Origin of the sequence: Dysgonomonas termitidis (genome assembly GCF_042654545.1) — a bacterium.
GTDB classification, from domain to species: Bacteria; Bacteroidota; Bacteroidia; order Bacteroidales; family Dysgonomonadaceae; genus Dysgonomonas; species Dysgonomonas termitidis.
This window is the reverse complement of sequence record NZ_JBHSGN010000067.1, coordinates 96,269-115,949: the sequence shown is the minus strand read 5'-3', so window position 1 is coordinate 115,949 and position 19,681 is coordinate 96,269. Positions and strand designations below refer to the sequence as shown.

Below are 19,681 nucleotides of genomic sequence, written 5' to 3'. Positions count from 1 at the left end.
CAGTAAATGACAGGCAGCCTCCTGATTATGCTTTTTCTATAAATTTCTTCTTCCGTTCCACTTTTACCAATTTGAAAAGCTTGTCGGAAGGGCGGATTTTATCACTTACTTTTATAGAGAATTTCTCGCCTTTAACTGTTTCTTCGACGGATTTAAGGTCGACACGGATCTCTTCGATCGTCTGGAAGACAGCTCCGGTAGTAGGCCCTGTAATCAATATTTCATCTCCGACTTTCAGGGACTGGGTTTCCATCAGGAATTCAGCTACACCCAGATTGGAGAAGTATTTGATTCCTTTTGCTATATACACTTTCCGTTTGGTAGCTCCCGAACCGTAATTGCTGGACCACTCGCCGAGCCTTTGTCCCAGATAGTAGCCATCCCAGAACCCACGGTTGAATACCGTCGCCAGCCGTTCGTCCCAGTTCTCGACTTTTTCTTCAGTGAATGTGCCCTCACAATAGGCTTTTATGGCTTCCTTGTAGCATTCTACTACAGTACGGACATATTCCGGGCCGCGGGCACGGCCTTCTATCTTGAACACACGTACACCTGCATCCATCATTTTGTTCATGAAGTGGATTGTTTTGAGGTCTTTGGGTGACATGATGTATTCGTTGTCTATCTCAAGCTCTATATCCGTTTCTTTGTCTTTTACAATGTAACTGCGACGGCATATCTGATTACATGCGCCACGGTTTGCCGAAAGGTCGCGTTCGTGCAGGCTGAGGTAGCATTTACCCGATACAGCCATACAGAGTGCGCCATGTGAAAACATCTCTATGCGGATGAGTTCGCCATTAGGGCCTTTTATGTCCTGTTCTACAATATCTTTATAGATAGCCGCTACCTGGTCGAGATTCAGTTCGCGGGCCAATACCACAACATCGGCAAATTGTCCGTAAAACTTCAGGGCTTCTGTATTCGTGATGTTCAGCTGGGTAGATAGATGTACTTCAACACCGATACTGCGGGCATACATCATTACCGATACATCGGACGCAATGATGGCCGACAGGTCTGCTTCTTTGGCTGCATTTACTATCTGATGCATCAATGCAATATCATTGTCATAGATAATAGTGTTGACTGTAAGGTAGCTTTTCAGCCCGTTTTCCTTACAGACAGATGCTATTTGCTTCAGATCGTCGATAGTGAAATTATTGGATGACCTGGCACGCATATTCAGCCCTTCGATGCCGAAGTATATAGAATCAGCTCCTCCTTGTATGGCTGCTGTCAGTGAGTCGTATGACCCTACAGGTGCCATGATCTCAAAATCGGATATATTATTTTTCATTACGGATGTTTAATATTTTACGGGAAAAGATGTGCAAAATTATACTTTTTAAGCTGAATAGACAACTCTGCCATATAGATTAAGCCTATGCTTTTATTAATTTTATATATTGGCAATCTTTTCCTTTGTTATGCGTATGCTGATTTCCACATCATTTTTTATGTCACTGTCACTGCTTTCGTCAAGATTAGCCAGTACTGCCTCGTAATCCTCCAAAGCTGCCTGGTAATTGGCCAGTTCGTAATGTGTATTTCCTCTGTTGTACCAGGCAACGGGCGATCCTTCCAATTTTATGGCTTCATCAAAGTCGGAGAGTGCTTCATCGTAATGTTCCATTTTTTCATGTGTCAGACCCCTGTTATTATAGGCGCTGGCATAATCGGGCTGCAATTCTATGGTACGGTTAAAGTCATGCAGAGCTTTTTCATACAGTCCCATATTGCTGTAGATCGATCCCCGGTTATAATAAGCCATTCCGTCTTTAGGATCGAGTTCTATGATTTTTGAGCAGGTATTGAGCGTCTCCATTTCGTTGCCTGTCTGATAATAGATAGTCGCAAGATGCATATATGTTTTTAGCAGTACTTTATTGCGCCATTCGGTATCTTTTTTATATTTCTCGTCATTGTTGATGCGCTCGATCAGATTGTTCAGCATATTTATTTTCTGCTGAGGAACAGATAGTTTATTGAGCGCAATATAGATGTCATTGTTAAATTTCACCAGGCTTTTTTCTCCCTGTTTCCGTCTTTTTGCAATCAGGAAAAACATGACAGCAAAGAGAATAAACATCAGGACAAACATGGCAACGATGCCCGCTATACCGAATCCGGCGACAGAACTTACATTACAAGATGTGAATAAGAACGGTGTGAGTATTATTATATATTTCATGTGGCAGATCGGGTTTATTCAGTGGTATTAATATATGTCTTTATAAAAGTCCTTACTTTTTCTACGTATTGAGGTTGTATTTTATCCTTATTATATGCCAGATAAAGCGTATTGGTCGCGGGAGCCTCTCCTTTCCAGAGAACTTTTACCAATCCCTTTTCCAGAGCTTTTCCCGCAATCAGGTCGGATGAAACGGCCAGTGCGTCGCTGTTGCTTACCGCCCTCAATATACCGTCGTTGTCGGGTATGGTCGCATGTAGTTTCAGTATAGGACGTTTCTTGAAATTTTCCCGCCAGAATCTCCTTACTAATGCCAGATCGGTACTATAGGCAATCCATTTTTGTGCTTTGAGCCATTTTTCGATATCTTCTATACTGTTTTTTTCTATACAGGCATCGAACCCGGTTGTGTCCATAGCCGGATTGCATACGATCATAAACGATTCGGTGAATAATGCTTCATAAGTGAGGTTATCCGCCGATTTATTTTGTCGTGTGATGATCGCTATATCGAGATCATGACTGATGGTTTTCTCGGTCAGGATATCAGCGAGGCCGTATTCCACCGTCAGGTGCAGATCTTTTTGATTGCCTACATGCTCAGCCAGATAATCATTAAAGATTTCGGCAGGCGTGCCTAAACGGATGCTTGGAGCCTTGTTCAGTACTGTACGCTTAAACTCGGTTTCTACTCGCTCCAGATTATCTATCGATTCCACAATTTGGGTATAGAGCTGCTTGCCGTACTCGGTGGGCATCATTTTGCGGGGGAGCCTCACGAAGAGTTGTTGCCCTATATAGCTTTCGAGCGATGCCAGCTGAATACTCATATTGGGCTGGGATATCATCAGCTCCTGCGCGGCACGGGTGAGTGTCCCGTACTGATAGATTGCTTTGAATGTCCTGTACCATTCCAGATTGACCATATATAATTATGATTTATAGATTTTCAGAGTGAACATGTCATACGTCAAATACGTTTACTCTTTAGTTATAGATTTTTATTTAATTGATTTATTCTGCAAATCTATTAATTTTTTTATGATTATGTATCAATATAACTATTTTGAGAATAGAATGAAGTATTTTAACTTTGCGACATATTTAAAACAAAATTATATTAATATTAAACAAGGAAATTGAAAATGAAAACATATTTATTGGCAATCGCATCATTGGTATTCATGGCATCGTGCAACAACGCTGCTAAAAATAAGGTAGAAGGAACGGATGCTCAGGCGGCTGCATCGGGAACCGGAGTTGAACTGGCAGTAGATCCTTCGGCATCGTCCATACATTGGGTAGGATCTAAAGTGGGAGGGTCCCATCACGGGACAATCGGTATAAAGAGCGGAAGCCTTGCCGTTAATGGAGAAGAAGTGGCTTCGGGCTCATTCGTAATAGATATGAATGCAATTGTAGATGAAGACCTTACGGAAGCTAAAATGAATGATATGCTGGTAAACCATCTGAAAAGTGAAGATTTCTTCGATGTAGCCAAATATCCGGAAAGCACTTTTACCATTACCAAAGTAGAAGCACTTGCAACACCGAATGACAGTGTGAACTATACGGTCAGCGGAAATCTGAAACTGAAAGATGTGGAAAAAAATATCTCTTTCGGCGCGAAAGTTACTAAAGAAGGTGAACTGTATAAGGCTGTTACCGTTCCGTTTACGATCGACCGTACACAATGGAATGTAAAATACGGTTCAAAAACCCTGTTTGCCAATCTGAAAGAAAATATTGTGAACGATAATATCGAATTGCATATAACAATTGTAGCAAAAGCAGCTCAATAATACATAAACGGTATTTAATATTATATACGGCTTTGACTATAACAGTCAAGGCCGTTGTTATATAAATCAGACATTTTTTAATGTATCAATTATAATATTTGGACTACCGGTCCGTATTAATAATAAATTATTGTTACTTTGCACAGCATAACCCACTGATTTTGTGAATGAGGTTTAAATATACCATATTATCTGTTTTGTTTTTCATTTTTGGTTTCGGAGCTGTTCACGGACAGTGGGATGCCCAGATAAGCCAGTATTGGCGAATGAAGAACTTCTACAATCCGGCCTTTATCGGCGAAACGGGTAATATAGAAAGCTCAATGTTGCACCGCCGTCAATGGGTGGGCATAACCAATGCTCCTGTTACTTCCGTGGTCTCACTGAATATGCCGGTTAACTTCTTCGGGAAAGAGCATGGAATAGGTGCTATAATCACAAATGAAAAAGCAGGACTGTTCTCAAATACGTATTTCTTAGGGCAATACGCGTACAAATTCAAATTTAAAAATAATAAGATACTGCATATCGGACTACAGGGCGGCCTGCTTAATGTAAGTTTTGACGCCGCTAAAATACATATTCCAAACAGCGATTACCATACTCCGGGGGAGCAGGACCCCGCATATCCTTCAGCCGCAGGAAGCAAGGTGGTCGATGCAGGACTGGGTGTGGCATGGGTCACCCCTGATTATTACATAGGTTTCTCGGCCACTCATCTTTGGGAACCGAAGTTCGACCTGAATGATAACAGCTCGGCATTCGTCGGGCGTACTTATTATTTAATGGGCGGATACAATATAAGGCTGAATAATCCGTTAATAGAATTGCAGCCTTCTGCTTTCTTTAAATCTGATGCTGTGACCTATCAGTTTGATATTACGGCAAAAATTGAATATAATAAACTGTTCAATGGAGGAATATCTTGGAGAAAAGACGAAGGTTTTGTATTTTTGTTGGGCGTAAAAATAAGGAACATAGACGCAGGCTATTCATACGACTTATTGACATCGGATGTGTCTACTGTCAGTCATGGAAGCCATGAATTGTTTATACGCTATAGTATTCCGTTACAAAAGAAACGTGAAGTAAAAGCAAGCAAGAGTATAAGGATATTATAGAGCCCCGCTAAGCCTCCCCGGAGGGGGGAGGATGTAAAATAGAATAATAATGAAGAGTTTCCCTTTGGGGTAGGGGACTTAATACAAAATTACGACAAACAATTAAGATCAAGCCTAAAAAATAAGTAGCCGAAGGCTAACAGAGATATATGAAACAACTGTTTTTTGTAACTATAGCTTCACTTGTATTACTGGTTTCCTGCGGAAGGTCGACAGGCGGTTCAGGTATCGGAGGTGAAGTAACCGGAGAAAAAGGTTCATCATGGGCCGAGCCGTCACCTTATGGGATGGTACTGGTGTCGAGAGGCTCGATAGAGATGGGCCCTGCAGAGAATGATTCCCTATGGGATATAAAAGCCAATCCGAAAGGCGTATCCGTCGATAACTTCTGGATGGACGAAACCGAGGTGACTAACTCCAAGTATCGTCAGTTTGTATATTGGGTGCGGGACTCCATTATCCGCGAGCGTCTGGCCGATCCTGCTTTTGGGGGAGACGAAACCTTTAAAATTACGGAAGACCGCTACGGTGAACCGGTAAAACCTTATCTGGACTGGAAAAAACCAATCCCGAAAAGGCCTTTGGAAGAAGAAGAGCGCGCTATCAACAGTGTGACGTCTGTTCATCCGATAACCGGAAAGAGGGGATTAGACCCTGCCCAAATGAATTTTAAATACGAATGGTTCGATTATACGGAAGCTGCGAAACGCAGAAACAGGCTAAATCCGCAAGAAAGGATATTAAACACTGATATAACCGTAGATCCCGGTCAGGTGGTAATGATTTCGAAAGATACGGCATATATCAATGAAGAAGGACTTCCGGTTAACGAAACGATTGTTCGACCGTTGGGCTCACTCTTCGACTTTGTACATACCAAGATCGTAAATATATACCCTGATACGACAGTTTGGGTGAATGACTTCAATAATGCTTACAATGAGCCTTACATGAGAATGTATTTCTCCCATCCGGGTTATAATGACTATCCTGTTGTGGGTGTTTCATGGGAGCAAGCCACGGCTTTTGCCGAGTGGCGTACGATGTTCTACCGTATGGGGCAGCCGAAGAATGCCCGTCCGATAGAGAATTTCCGCTTACCTACCGAAGGTGAATGGGAATTTGCTGCACGGAACGGACGCAGCGAGAATAAATATCCGTGGGACCGGGAAGGGACAATGGATGAAAAAGCCTGCTTCATGGCAAACTTTAAACCGGGAGAAGGCAATTATACCAAAGATGGCAACCTGATACCTTCGCGTGTAGCGTCGTATATCCCAAACCGGTTTGGAATATACGATATGGCCGGTAATGTATCTGAATGGACTTCAACTTCATATACCGAATCGGGTACGGAACTGATGAATGATATGAATCCGCAATACAAATATGATGCGGCAAAAGAGGACCCTTATGCTATAAAGAAAAAAGTCGTAAAAGGCGGTTCGTGGAAAGATATAGGACGCAATATCAGAGGAGATATGAGAGAAGGTGAATTCCAGAACCAACCACGCTCTTATATCGGCTTCAGATGTGTAAGGACACAAATAGGCTTTGCAAAATCAAAGAAATAATGAAAAGAATATTCCACATAACAACAATATTGCTCTGCGTGTTCTGCCTAACTAATATGATGCAGGCGCAGAACCAGCAGGAATCGCTGCGCGACAGACTGGCCAGAAAACAGCAGCAAGAACAAGGAGCACAAGGTCAGAGCAACGGACCTAAAGTGCCTCAATTATCCGTTCGCGCAGAAATGATGAACGAAAATCAGACCCGTGATTTGTCGAATGCCACATGGATACGCGAAGTATATCGTTTTCTGGATCTTACGAAAGGGAAAAACGCGGCTTTATTCTATCCTGTACAACCGGTAGGCGAAAAGATGAACCTGTACACAATGATATTCAAGCTGATGGCTAACGGAAGCCTTATAGGATATGACTGGAATCAGGGACAGGATCTATTTACGGACAACCTGATTATAGATTTCGGCGATGTACTCAACCGGCTCGAAATACCATACCAGAAGAATGGCAACATTTACACATTTGATGAATTTAGTATTCCCAGCAATGAAGCGTTGGGTTATTACATAAAAGAAGCCTGGTATTTTGACCAGTCGAATTCAGTACTGGGGGTAAAAACAGTAGCTATATGCCCGGTCTTGTTCCGCCAGCGGTATTTTGGTGATGACGATATGGAATCGTCTATGTCAGCTACCGGTTCCCGCGAACCGCAATTCTGGATACCATACGAATATATAAGGCCATACGCTGCGCGAATGCCGATAATGACTTCTGACCTGAATAATGTAATGAATAAAACCATTGACGATTATTTCAGGCTCAGGCTGTATGAAGGTGAAATATATAAGACAACCAATATGGAAAATAAGTTCCTGCAAGAGAGATTTACCACTCCGGAGGCATTGCAACATGCGCAGGACAGTATCGAAACCCAACTAAAGCAATTCGACAAGGACCTGTGGGTTATCAACGACTCGATAAAAGCAGCCGGGGATATGAATCCTAAAAAGACAAAGGCATCCAAAGTCAGCAAACCGAAATCGTCTTCATCAAATGCAACCTATTCCGCTCGCGACAGGAGATAAGATAAAATATAATATAATAGAGAAGGCGGCAATCATTAGATTGTCGCTTTTTTGCTATTCTTTCACGAAAACTTTATCTATAGAATGTCGCCGATGGTCTTTTCATCCGGGAATAGTTCTTTGACATTTTTTTTGAACCTGAAAACGGAGATACAGTAAAAAGTAACAGTAAGAAAAGTTTACTTTTTAACAGTTACGAGTTACAAGTAGACAAGATACGAGATACAAGATACGAGTTGTTAACTGCTGACTGTTTACTGAAACAAGTGTTACCTTTGTTACTTTATAGTTACAAGTTACTCCGCCCTAGGGCAGTTACGAGTTACGAGTGGACAGAATACGAGATACAAAATACGAGTTGTTCACTGTTTACTGTTAACTGATATATCTGTTACTTTTTAACAGTTACAAGTTACTTCGCCCTAGGGCAGTTACGAGTTACGAGGGAAAAAATTAGCTCCATTAACCGTTGGTTCTTAATTTTTCATTCTCAATTCTTAATTGCTTTCCGTGTTACTTTTGTTACCTTTTCATATCTGTATCCATATAAAAACAAGAGAGGCTTTCCTCTCGGAAAACCTTCTCTCTCACATTAATTATCTTAACTAATTAGTGACAGATCTCTTAAAATCTGATTCCTAATTTTATCATCGGTTGTGATAAGATTGAAAAAGAGTGACTATCAGATGAAAGCAGTCCTAATCCTGCCTGAGGACGGATGCTATAAGTTGAGTATTGATAAGCCACCGGACGGATATCAAATCCTAAGAATAAAGCAGAATTAATAAAATAGTCCGCACCTACAACCGGAGCTACCTTTAATACATAAGCTTCACCTACGCTTGTACCCAGATAGTCTTCACTATCTACAGCATTTGCAGATACACGGCCGTAAGCATAACCGAATTCACCTCCTATGCGCAGATGTAATTGATCCCATTTCGTTTTGAAATAATGGTCTGCTCCTATGCCTGCAAAGAATTGTATATTGTCTCTGCTTGGCACTGCATTATATGTAGGAATGTCTCCTGCTTCGAAATCCTCGCCTAAGGCTGCTCTGGTAACTTCCTTATAAGCGGGATTGTGACTGAAGTTAAACCCTCCCGTCAATTTTAGCGCCCACTTGTCCGACACGAACCACCTGCCTTCTATATCCAATATAGGATTCTTATCGAACCATGCCGATGTAGATGCCGATAATGTATAGGCCGGATTATTGGGAGCCGGAGCGTCTGTCCCGATATATGACCCGACTCCGAAGTTGACGGAGACCATCCAGTCGCCTTTTTTTGGAGCCACGTCACTTGAGTTTTGAGCAAAAGCCGAAAAAGCAAAAGACAGGAGCATTGTTAAACATAATATTTTCTTCATTTTAACTTCTGTTTTTTATCAGAATGAGTTGAGGAAGGAATATTGTTCCCTCAACTCATTGCCAGATAGATTAACCTTCCAGTGTTTTTATTTGATTTTTGCGTCTATTATAGCTTTAGCAACAGCTGCGTCCTTTTTAGCTGCATCCATCTGGAGTTTTTCTTGAGCTACTTCTTCTGTCAGAGCAGCAATCTCGGCTACTTTCGTAGATATATCGTATGTAGTAGTAGCTTCCAACTCTTTGATATTTCTCTCTATGTTACTGATAGACAATTCAGTGCTAGCAATAGCATCTTCAAGTCTTTCTATCTGCTGCTCTTTTATATCTCCTATATATGTGCCGTTAAATACAGCTGATTCAAGCGTCCAGTAGTAGTTTCTCAAAGAATTTGCTTCACGAACTTTTACATCCTTAGCATCAACAGCTGCATAATAGTCTGTTCTTGCTTTATCATAGGCAGCTTTTAACGTTGCCGGAGTAGATTCATCTTTGTAGATAGCTTTCACGGCTTCCATATCAGCAATATCTTCTGTCAAATAGTTAATAGAGTTAGTAGCGTATTCTACTGCACGCTGCGCATTGTCAACCTTATTTTGGCCGTCGTAGTACTTGTTGCTTTTATCGGCAAGAGTTACTGCGGCTGCGTTATCTGCAGTATCAGCAGCGGTAACAGCAGCGTCAGCAGCATCTTTCTGAGCCTGTGTAGACGAAGGGTTATTATAAACTGTATTGCGATCTTCTATTGCTTTATCCAGAGCCGCTCTTGTTTTAGCTTTGTCAGCTTCTGCTTTTCTGAAATCGGTATGTAATCCTACCAGTGCTGAAGTAGCAGCAGTAAAATCAGCTTCTGCTTTAGTCTTATCTGCTTTAGCTGTAGCCAGATTAGCTTTCATGTCTGCAAGGATTGTGTTCAATTCCGCGATTGTATACACCTTGCCGGTTCTCCAGTTGTAAGCGTTATCATAGAAATCGTACCATGTATTACTTGCATTGTTGTAAACGATCTCTGCTTGCAAACGTTTGTTTTCAAGAGCAGGGATATCAGTAAACAGCAGTGCTTTTTCGTCGGCTTTTGCTTTAGCTATTTCTTTTTCGGTATCTTTTATATCAGTAGTAGCTAAAAGATCCTGCCATCTCTTAAGGTCGGCTTTGTCGTTTTCGAGGCCAATGTTCATATTAGCGATATCTCTTTCCTTCAACCTGATATCATTAGCTAAAGTTTCATTTTTCCCTGCTTTATATCCGGCAAGCAACTCATTTTCTTTAGCCAATCTGATTGTCTTTTCAGAGAAAATAACTGTATGGAGATTTACTTTAGCTATCGCATCCTGATATGCAAGTACTGCTGCTTTCAATGCCGGGTCTTCTACTGTAGCCTCAGCTAAAGCTTGAGCTAAAGCCTGTTGAGCTCTTACAAGATTAGCTTTCTCTTTCTCCAATTCAGCCTCAGCTTTCTTGATAGCTACTTCTGTAGCTTTTTCCATTTTCTTGATTTCTTCAGCCCAATACTTTTTATGGTATTCTGTTTCGGCTTTCTTGTACTCAATTTCTGCTTTAATTTTTTCTGCTTCCGCTTCTTTCAAAGCTTTTTCAGCTTCTGCAAGGATTTTTTCAACCTCCGCCTGTGCTCTTTTAAGCTCTGCATCAGCCTTCAGCTGGTCGGCCTTAGCGCCACGCAATTGGGTTACGCTTTGCGACTCGTTGTCATCAACGCACGATGTTGTAGAAAATACAATTCCTGCGCACGCTATAGCCAATACAGGAATATAAAACTTAAGTTTTTTCATAATAAAAAAGCTAGTTGTTAATAAATTAGTTGTTTATCAATTCAGTTATTTATGTGATAGCATATGTTGTCTCTAAATATTAAAATATATCAAAAAGATATGTTTCTACGATAATTATCTAACTTTACTTGTTTATATATACTGTGAATAGCTAAGCACTATTCATAAATACAATATTTGATTGCAAATATACAATTTTATATTGTATAAAAAAGTTTTTTTGATATTATTTTAAAATTTGTAAAAGGAAAATGAACGACAACTGGGATAGACTTGTAAAAGTCATAGAATCGACCAATCTCTCTATCAATAAATTTGCAACCTCAATAGGTCTGAAAAGATCTGAAAACTTGTACCGCATAAAAAATGGCAAGAATTCAATAAGCAAAGATCTGGCAGAACAAATTACAACAAAATATTGCAATATAAGTAAAGCGTGGTTACTTACCGGGGAAGGAACGATGTACATCAACGAATCTGAAGAAAACAGGAAATCTTCATCCAAAAAGAAAATACCATTCTATGATTCCATAATAATGGACTCGGATGAACAGACCGAAATCACTCTTCCCGAACCACTATATTATATCGAGGTACCATCATTGGCTAATTGTGATCTTGCAGCACTCTTTGTCGGAGAATCAATGAAGCCGGAGATACCATCCGGTTCGATAGTTGCACTGAAAGAAATAAACCTGCATCTGATACTCCCGGGAGAAATGTACCTGATTGTAACGGACAAGTACACAACAATTAAATATCTAAGAACTGTAAACGAGAATAACACTCTGTTGCGGCTCATCCCACGCAATACCGAACATTATGATGAAATGCTTCTGGATAAATCTCTTATACGCCGCTTGTTTTTAGTTAAGGGTGTAATTTCTACAAAAGTGTTATAAACTTATACAAATAGAGAAAAGGCTGATTTCCAACCGTCAGCCACTCCAGATGCTATTTATTACCAGATAAATACTGCGTTTCTATAAACTGTAACTGACTTCTCAGCATAGCGATCCGTGTCATTTTATATCCCACACTCTCTGCCTCGGAAATAGGACGTGAATATATATACTCTATCTCCATAGGCCTCCGATAATCAAAGTCCAGCTTCATGCTGGGAGAGTATGGTGTCATATGCCGTGTCATCTCCAATATATCCCTTGCATAACTTTCTGGTATAGAGAACCTGCCCTGACCGACAGAATTAGCTCCATGCACGACTTCGAGCATAATGCTGTAAAGTAACTCTACCATAACCGGATCACCCATTAAATTAGCGGTGGTGCTATTCATTACAACTGTCATACCATTATAAGGGATATTCCAGATCAACTTCATCCAGCGGGCTTTCTCCAGCTCGAGCACCTGTGTTCTTACACCGGATTGTATGAGATCGCTGCATACCTGTTCTAATATTTCGGGATTGGCACACGAATAAGAGCCAATGTTGAGATGCCCCTCATCGAAATGCCCGATATGTCCTTCCCCTATTTTACTGGAACAAATAAAAGCAAGTCCTCCGGCAATGCTCACTCCGGGAAAATCTTTTTGTAAATCGGCTTCCAGCCCCAGGCCGTTCTGAATAAGGATTACTACAGTATCTTTATGTAGCAGGGGAGGCAAGAGTTCTTTTAACAGCTTATTATTTGTTGTTTTTAAGGCAACAAGTACGACATCGCATTTCGGCATATCCGATGTTGATCTATATGCGTGTACCGACTTCAAGTAAAAATTCCCATGAACGGAATCTACTTTCAAACCATGCTTCTTTACAAACTCATAATCAGAGTGCAACAGGAAGTGTACTTCCTGTCCTGAGTTGGCCAGCCGTCCGCCATAGTAACCTCCTATGGCTCCGGTACCTATTACTGCATATTTAAGTGACATAAAACGATTTTCTTGAAAAATTATTTAATTAATTAAATATAAAATGTACAAAAATCTAACTATAAGGTCAATCTTCGTCATCTCTTTACCTATAGATAAATATATTTAGATTTCATAAATATACAAACAAAAAGCGACTATCTTCAGATAGCCGCTTCCAATTCTATAATCAAAACTTACTAGTCTTTATATTTTGCTTTCAGGAACTCACGGTTCATACGCGCAATGTTCGCAATAGAAACGTTCTTCGGACATTGTACTTCACAAGCCTGTGTATTTGTACAGTTACCGAAGCCAAGTTCATCCATTTTGCTAACCATCGCTTTTGCACGGCGCGCTGCCTCTACACGTCCCTGTGGAAGAAGTGCCAGCTGGCTTACTTTCGCGGATACAAACAACATAGCCGAACCGTTTTTGCAAGCTGCCACACAAGCACCGCAACCAATACACGATGCTGCATCCATAGCTTCGTCAGCAGCCGTCTTAGGGATAGGAATAGCATTAGCGTCCGGCACACCTCCGGTATTTACGCTAACATATCCTCCTGCCTGCATGATTTTATCGAAGGCAGTACGGTCTACCATAAGGTCGCGGATAACAGGGAAACCTGCGGAACGCCAAGGTTCAATGGTGATAGTTTCGCCATCCTTAAACTTACGCATATGCAACTGGCAGGTAGTAATATCTTCATCCGGCCCGTGCGGATGTCCGTTTATATAAAGGCTGCACATACCACAGATGCCTTCGCGGCAGTCGTGGTCGAACACAACAGGTTCCTGGCCTTCGTTGATTAAGTTTTCATTCAAAATATCCAACATTTCAAGGAAAGAACTTTCTGTAGAAATGCCTTTTAATGGATATGTCTCAAAAGCCCCTTTTTCCTGAGGACCTCTCTGACGCCAAACTTTTAATGTTATATTGATTAATTTTTCCATCGTTTTTCTGAGTTACAAGTTACGCTTTATAGTTTCTTTGTTGTCTAACTACAAATTCATAGTCGAGAGGTTCTTTCACAAGCTCAGGAGCTTGGCCTTCTCCGTCATATTTCCAGCAGGCAACATAAGAATAATGTTCATCATCACGCATAGCCTCACCTTCCGGTGTCTGATATTCTTCACGGAAGTGGCCTCCACAAGACTCATTACGATTCAATCCATCATATGCCATCAATAAGCCTATCTCGATAAAGTCTGCTAAACGCAATGCTTTTTCAAGCTCAGTGTTCAGACTGGTAGCTTCACCCGGTATGCGGACATTAGACCAGAACTCTACCTTCACAGCTTTCAGCTTTTCGATAGCTGTTTCCAAAGATTCCTTGGTCCGGCCCATTCCTACAAAATCCCACATAATGAGACCCAGTTCCTTATGAATAGAGTCAACTGAGCGTTTACCCTTGATATTCATTAGCTTGGCAACTTTTTCCTTGATTTCATTTTCTGTCTGCGCAAATTCAGGCAGATCGGTACTGAAACGGGGAACAGAAATCTGGTCGGCCAGATAGTTCTGGATAGTATAGGGCAATACGAAATATCCGTCGGCTAATCCCTGCATCAGTGCAGACGCTCCGAGACGGTTAGCACCGTGGTCAGAGAAGTTCGCTTCTCCAAGTGCAAACAGGCCTTTGATAGAAGTCATCAGTTCATAGTCAACCCAGATACCACCCATTGTATAGTGGATAGCCGGATAAATCATCATTGGTGTTTCGTATGGATTTTCATCCACTATTTTGTCATACATCTGGAACAGGTTACCATATTTAGCTTCCACCACATCCTTACCAAGACGGTTGATGGCATCGGCAAAATCGAGGTAAACAGCAAGGCCTGTGGAACCTACGCCATAACCGGCATCGCACCTTTCTTTCGCTGCACGTGAAGCCACGTCGCGCGGAACAAGGTTACCGAATGCAGGATAACGTCTTTCCAGATAGTAATCCCTGTCTTCTTCTTTGATTTGAGTTGGTTTCAATTTACCGGCACGGATAGCTTCCGCGTCTTCTTTCTTTTTAGGCACCCAGATACGGCCATCGTTACGAAGCGACTCCGACATCAGAGTTAGTTTCGACTGGAATTCGCCATGAACAGGAATACAGGTAGGATGGATCTGAGCAAAACAAGGGTTTGCAAAGTAAGCACCTTTTTTATATGCCTGAATGGCAGCCGAGCCATTCGATCCCATTGCATTGGTAGAAAGGAAGAACGCATTACCGTAACCTCCTGTAGCAATTACCACGGCATGAGCAGCGAAGCGTTCCAGTTTACCTGTAACAAGGTTGCGGGCAATAATACCGCGTGCACGCTCTTCGCCGTTGTTGTCTTTTATAAGAACCACGTCTACCATCTCGTAACGGGTATACAGTTTTACGCTGCCTTTGTGTACCTGACGGCTAAGAGCCGAATAAGCACCAAGCAACAATTGCTGTCCTGTCTGCCCTTTAGCATAGAATGTACGCGATACCTGAGCGCCACCGAATGAACGGTTGTCAAGCAGGCCTCCGTATTCGCGGGCAAAAGGAACACCCTGGGCCACACACTGGTCGATGATACTGTTTGCAACCTCAGCAAGGCGGTATACGTTTGCTTCACGGGCGCGGTAATCACCACCTTTGATAGTATCGTAGAAAAGACGGTAAACAGAGTCACCATCGTTTTGGTAATTCTTTGCGGCATTGATACCTCCCTGTGCTGCAATGGAGTGTGCACGGCGAGGGGAATCCTGAATACAGAAGTTAAGCACGTTGAAGCCCATTTCTCCAAGAGAAGCGGCCGCCGATGCTCCTGCAAGGCCTGTACCTACTACAATAATGTCGAGGCGACGTTTATTAGCGGGATTCACCAATTTCTGGTGCGCCTTATAGTTGGTCCATTTTTCTGCCAATGGTCCTTCAGGTATTTTTGAATCTTTTTTTGGATCTAGTATATTACTCATATCTGTTTTTCTTTTAATCTTTAACAAAAATAATCAGCGCCTACTTAACAAAACGGACACAGTAAATGTCTTGCATAAAAGTAGATGGTTACAAAAGCAAATGCCAGACAAATAACAGTGGCAAGTACCTGACTGATTACTTTCCAGCGATTCATCCAAACCAGATTATTCCAACCGATGGTTTGAACCGCACTCCAAAATCCGTGAGATAAATGGAACCATAGTGCAACATACCAAACAAGGTATGCAACCACAACCCAGGTTTGGCTGAAATAATACTTGATGAAAGCAGCCCCATCCTGAGGGGAAACCATTTCACCGCCAAGGGCCACTTCGTGGTGTCCCATCAGCTCGGTGAACATCATCTTATACCAGAACTGGCTAAAGTGAAGCACCATGAAACCGATGACAATTACACCCAGGACAAACATGTTTTGTGAAGCCCACTCTACATGTTTAGGGCGTACGTTTACTGCATAAGCGTCACCTCCGCGCGCTTTACGGTTTTGTAAAGTCAGAATGAGAGCGTAGATGAAATGGATGGCAACAAGTGCACCCAAAGCAGCAGTCCCCGCCACAGCATACCAATTAGCTCCTAATAAAGCACAGATGGTATTGTAGGCATCCTCCGAAAATACAGCCGTCACGTTCATCGAAGCGTGAAACAGCAAAAACAAGATAAGAGCGATACCAGTGATACTCATTATCAACTTCTTACCAATAGAAGATTTAAGTAACCAACTCATAAATTAAAATTGTTTTAGTTATTTAGAATAGTTAAATTTTTAGCTGATAGTGATAGAAAATAACCATATGCAATTGCTTTTTTCTATTGTCATGCAAAAATAGATTAAATAAAGGGATTTTCAAAAGAAATGGAATGCGTTTTTGATTAAAAAGTAAAATGATTTGTTAATCCTTGAACATATTTTCCCATATATTCTATTTTGTTCACAGCTAGGGATTACGGTAATAATCATAATGTAAATTTTGAGTGGAAATAGTAACAGAACGTAATTAATAACTAAGAATGAAAAATTAATAATTCTGTAAGTTCAGATTTGCTTTTTATCTCACTACTGACACTTTATTCTAATTTCGTATTCTCAGCTATATTTAGTTAAAAGGTAACAAAGGTAACAGATATATCAGTGAACAGTAAACAGTGAACAGTAATGTAGCTTTCTCAACTTATGACTTACTACTTATTACTTAAAATTTACTACTTGTTAAAAGGTAACAAAAGTAACAGTCTTTTTAGCCTTTGTGCCCTTTGTGATTCCCTTCGTGTACTTAGTGGTTAAAACTCTTTACCACAAGGGGCACAAAGATTTACACAAAGAGCACTATATAAAAAGTAACAAAAGTAACAGATATATCAGTTAATAGTAAACAGCTATCAGTCAACAATTTGTGTCTTATGTCTCGTCTACTCGTACCTCTTTACTTATAACTTACTACTTGTTAAAAGGTAACAAAAGTTACAGCTTTTATACATTTTAATTTTTAAACCTTAAATCTTTAAATCCTTATTCAACCTTTCAAAGAACGGCAAGCCGTTAAGCTCACTATATAGATAAACCAGAAATATAAACATAACAAAGAGGGTGTGTCAAAAGTAAAACTGTACTATCAAATTATTACCCTCTTTGTCATTCTGAATGTAATGAAGAATCTCGACCCTTCTGGCACGAGATGTTTGACTCCGTTCAACATGACAACCAACGGTCACAGGAGCGTAGCGTATGTAAATAGAAAGTAAAAACTGCTTTTGACACACCCTCCTTATCTTTTCTATCTAAGCTTTTTATATATATTTCTGCGCAAGGTCATAAACCTGCCGGGCGGATTCATCCCACGAATATTTTTTTATCTGTTCCAGACCTTTAAGGCGAAGTTGCTCCCTTAAATCCTGATCTTTCAACAATAGGTTTATTTTTGATTTCATATCTTTCACATCATAAGGGTCAACATACAAAGCGGCGTCTTCGCTAATTTCACGCAAAGCGGGAATGTCGGAACAGATTGCAGGACAACCATAGGTCATAGATTCCAAAGGAGGTAGCCCGAAGCCTTCGTATAGAGAAGGGTAAACCGACAATAGTGCATTCTGATACATTTCTTGTAGCTCATCGTCAGGTATATATCCCGGCAGATGTACATTCTCTCCTATAAGTTTTTTCAAGTCTGGAGTATTGAATGCCTTGAAGGACATGCCGATGATATATAGCTTTACCGATTTATCGTCTATCTTATTGAATGCTTCCACAAGCCTGCTGAAATTTTTACGGGGGTCCATGGACGATACAGCAATTATATATTTTTCACTGTCCGGGTCAGGCTTATAATTCAATATTTCTTCCCGCGCAGGTTTATTATGAAACGGCACATTACTATGTATCACATGTATTTTAGCCGTATCTATCCTCAGTGTATCTACAATCTCATTTTTAGAAAACTCACTCACTGTGACTACCGCGTGCGCTTTTTTGCCTATGCGGGGCATCATAAAATGATAAAAGCGGTAGTAGTTCTTCGAGAACCATTCGGGGTAACGCTCATGCGATACATCATGGATAGTCATTATCTGGTTACTGTAGTATAAAGGGCCACAACCTGTAAAACTGACAAGTAGCGGATCACCTATACTTTTCAGATAACGCGGCAATGAGATTTGCTCCCACAAATGAGTCTTCATCGAACCGCACTTTACCGTCTTGAAGCTGAACTTGTATTCGGGATGTATTTTCTGAGGGGTAGCTACATGAAAATCCACACCCATTTCATGCAGTTTATTGCATATCTCGAATGCATAGCGGTGAACGCCCGTAGCCCTCTGAGTAAGAAATCTCCCGTTTACAACAAACATATAAATTTTATTTGGGTAACCAGTCTTTATTTTTTTCAATAAATGCATCCACAAGGCTATCTACCCGCTGTGCCATTGCATCCACATTCGAAGAATTTATTTCATACCTGGGGTTAAACATATTCATCATTATGCTATCGCCCAAGGCAGGGCTAAAATGGGTAACATCCCCATAATAGTTCAAATCTGTAATTTCATTTCTGTCGAGAAAAGAAACCACCCTTACATTGTCGTATTTCTCCACCATCCGGGTAAACTTAGCTGCAAAGCCAAGAAACTGGTTATAATAATCATGCTTGCGTGTATGGTACCAATACAGGGCCGAATAGGACGGGAACATAAATGTGTAATTCACATCCTTGTGTTTATCTATTTCCAGCTTGGCAATAAAGGAAGTGAGGCTATTGTCCATCCGCTCTTCGATATGTTCCACATGCTGGTATAATACGCTGTTTCCTGCCAGGTAGTAGTTTTTTACAAATTCGGCATCGTAGGTCTTGGCATAACTCTCAGTACCTATCTGGTCAATATTTGTTTTCATCCTATATATATCCGGCAGATTACCGTCTTTAATTTTAAAATACAGTTCCAAGCCTAAGTCTGCGGGAATGTATTGTATCTGGGCTTCATAACTATACAGGTATTGTAGCTTATCCAGGAAGCCATCTGCATAAAGATAATCCGGATAACGGGATACAACCCCGGCCTGATTGAAGAACGGCATATCTACGTTCATTATGATGTTTTTCACACCCCTCTCCTGTACGATTGAATACAATAGTTCCATCTCTGCCAGGTTCATTCCCCCCGAAGATAACTTTACAGGCTTCATCCCCTGATAAGTATTACGCATAGTTGATATATCGAAACTCTGTACCATCGACGAACCTATAAGCGCCGTATTGTATTCATAATTCCTGGCCAGTCCTCCATTTACAAAACGGGGATTCAATATATAACGGGATTCTGGATTCACCCTGAATTGCAGAAACGGGTCGATGATATAGCAAGTCAGCCCGATAATTAGCAGCAAGGCGACTGCCGATATGCTAAATGCCGTCAGAAAGGTTTTGGATGTATATTTCTTATCTGATGTATCCATAT

The 19,681-nt window shown here is 41.0% G+C and carries 16 protein-coding genes; 5 read left to right on the top strand and 11 right to left on the bottom strand.

Annotated elements, in window-relative coordinates:
• Nucleotides 1-25 precede the first annotated feature (25 nt).
• The 3 genes from ACFO6W_RS10590 to ACFO6W_RS10580 all read right to left on the bottom strand — a co-directional run bounded on the left by ACFO6W_RS10590 (nucleotide 26) and on the right by ACFO6W_RS10580 (nucleotide 3,120).
• Nucleotides 26-1,300 (bottom strand): peptidase U32 family protein, encoded by a 1,275-nt coding sequence (locus ACFO6W_RS10590; RefSeq protein ID WP_379996148.1) that lies wholly within the window; start codon nucleotides 1,298-1,300, stop codon nucleotides 26-28.
• Nucleotides 1,301-1,402: 102 nt separating this feature from the next.
• Nucleotides 1,403-2,194: a tetratricopeptide repeat protein gene (locus ACFO6W_RS10585; RefSeq protein WP_379996146.1), complete on the bottom strand. Its 792-nt coding sequence runs from the start codon at nucleotides 2,192-2,194 to the stop codon at nucleotides 1,403-1,405.
• A 14-nt stretch (nucleotides 2,195-2,208) separates the two neighbouring features.
• Nucleotides 2,209-3,120 carry a LysR family transcriptional regulator gene (locus ACFO6W_RS10580; RefSeq protein WP_379996144.1) on the bottom strand — a complete coding sequence of 304 codons (912 nt, stop codon included), beginning with the start codon at nucleotides 3,118-3,120 and terminating at the stop codon, nucleotides 2,209-2,211.
• Between the two features lie 219 nt (nucleotides 3,121-3,339).
• Between ACFO6W_RS10580 and ACFO6W_RS10575 the strand changes: the two genes are divergently transcribed.
• The 4 genes from ACFO6W_RS10575 (at nucleotide 3,340) to porN (ending at nucleotide 7,731) form a co-directional block, all read left to right on the top strand.
• Nucleotides 3,340-3,996 carry a YceI family protein gene (locus ACFO6W_RS10575; RefSeq protein WP_379996142.1) on the top strand — a complete coding sequence of 219 codons (657 nt, stop codon included), beginning with the start codon at nucleotides 3,340-3,342 and terminating at the stop codon, nucleotides 3,994-3,996.
• Between the two features lie 167 nt (nucleotides 3,997-4,163).
• Nucleotides 4,164-5,117, top strand: a complete 954-nt coding sequence (locus tag ACFO6W_RS10570) for a PorP/SprF family type IX secretion system membrane protein (protein WP_379996140.1) — start codon at nucleotides 4,164-4,166, stop codon at nucleotides 5,115-5,117.
• A 149-nt stretch (nucleotides 5,118-5,266) separates the two neighbouring features.
• A complete protein-coding gene (gene porK / locus ACFO6W_RS10565) occupies nucleotides 5,267-6,691 on the top strand; it encodes a T9SS ring complex lipoprotein PorK/GldK (RefSeq protein WP_379996138.1) in 1,425 nt (474 codons plus the stop codon).
• Complete coding sequence (gene porN / locus ACFO6W_RS10560) at nucleotides 6,691-7,731, top strand: type IX secretion system ring subunit PorN/GldN (RefSeq protein ID WP_379996136.1); 1,041 nt, start codon at nucleotides 6,691-6,693, stop codon at nucleotides 7,729-7,731. Before porK ends, porN begins: the two co-directional genes overlap by 1 nt.
• A 624-nt stretch (nucleotides 7,732-8,355) precedes the next feature.
• Here porN and ACFO6W_RS10555 read toward each other — a convergent pair.
• A complete protein-coding gene (locus tag ACFO6W_RS10555; RefSeq protein WP_379996134.1) occupies nucleotides 8,356-9,102 on the bottom strand; it encodes a BT1926 family outer membrane beta-barrel protein in 747 nt (248 codons plus the stop codon).
• Nucleotides 9,103-9,189: 87 nt separating this feature from the next.
• Nucleotides 9,190-10,890: a hypothetical protein gene (locus ACFO6W_RS10550; protein WP_379996132.1), complete on the bottom strand. Its 1,701-nt coding sequence runs from the start codon at nucleotides 10,888-10,890 to the stop codon at nucleotides 9,190-9,192.
• A 251-nt stretch (nucleotides 10,891-11,141) separates the two neighbouring features.
• Between ACFO6W_RS10550 and ACFO6W_RS10545 the strand changes: the two genes are divergently transcribed.
• On the top strand, nucleotides 11,142-11,792 hold the full coding sequence (locus ACFO6W_RS10545) for a S24 family peptidase (protein WP_291108337.1): 651 nt from the start codon (nucleotides 11,142-11,144) through the stop codon (nucleotides 11,790-11,792).
• A gap of 52 nt (nucleotides 11,793-11,844) precedes the next feature.
• Here the strand turns inward: ACFO6W_RS10545 and ACFO6W_RS10540 are convergent, their stop codons facing one another.
• From ACFO6W_RS10540 to ACFO6W_RS10515, 6 genes are all read right to left on the bottom strand, one after another.
• Entirely contained in the window at nucleotides 11,845-12,780 is a 936-nt protein-coding gene (locus ACFO6W_RS10540) for a putative 2-dehydropantoate 2-reductase (protein ID WP_379996129.1), read from the bottom strand.
• A gap of 179 nt (nucleotides 12,781-12,959) precedes the next feature.
• Entirely contained in the window at nucleotides 12,960-13,715 is a 756-nt protein-coding gene (locus ACFO6W_RS10535; protein WP_379996127.1) for a succinate dehydrogenase/fumarate reductase iron-sulfur subunit, read from the bottom strand.
• Between the two features lie 19 nt (nucleotides 13,716-13,734).
• Nucleotides 13,735-15,708 carry a fumarate reductase/succinate dehydrogenase flavoprotein subunit gene (locus tag ACFO6W_RS10530; RefSeq protein WP_379996125.1) on the bottom strand — a complete coding sequence of 658 codons (1,974 nt, stop codon included), beginning with the start codon at nucleotides 15,706-15,708 and terminating at the stop codon, nucleotides 13,735-13,737.
• A gap of 44 nt (nucleotides 15,709-15,752) precedes the next feature.
• The gene (locus ACFO6W_RS10525) at nucleotides 15,753-16,454 is read right to left on the bottom strand and encodes a succinate dehydrogenase cytochrome b subunit (RefSeq protein ID WP_291108327.1); all 702 of its coding nucleotides are present in this window, start codon (nucleotides 16,452-16,454) and stop codon (nucleotides 15,753-15,755) included.
• A 1,061-nt stretch (nucleotides 16,455-17,515) separates the two neighbouring features.
• Nucleotides 17,516-18,577 (bottom strand): glycosyltransferase family 4 protein, encoded by a 1,062-nt coding sequence (locus tag ACFO6W_RS10520; protein ID WP_379996123.1) that lies wholly within the window; start codon nucleotides 18,575-18,577, stop codon nucleotides 17,516-17,518.
• A gap of 7 nt (nucleotides 18,578-18,584) precedes the next feature.
• The gene (locus tag ACFO6W_RS10515; protein WP_379996121.1) at nucleotides 18,585-19,679 is read right to left on the bottom strand and encodes a hypothetical protein; all 1,095 of its coding nucleotides are present in this window, start codon (nucleotides 19,677-19,679) and stop codon (nucleotides 18,585-18,587) included.
• Nucleotides 19,680-19,681 lie beyond the last annotated feature (2 nt).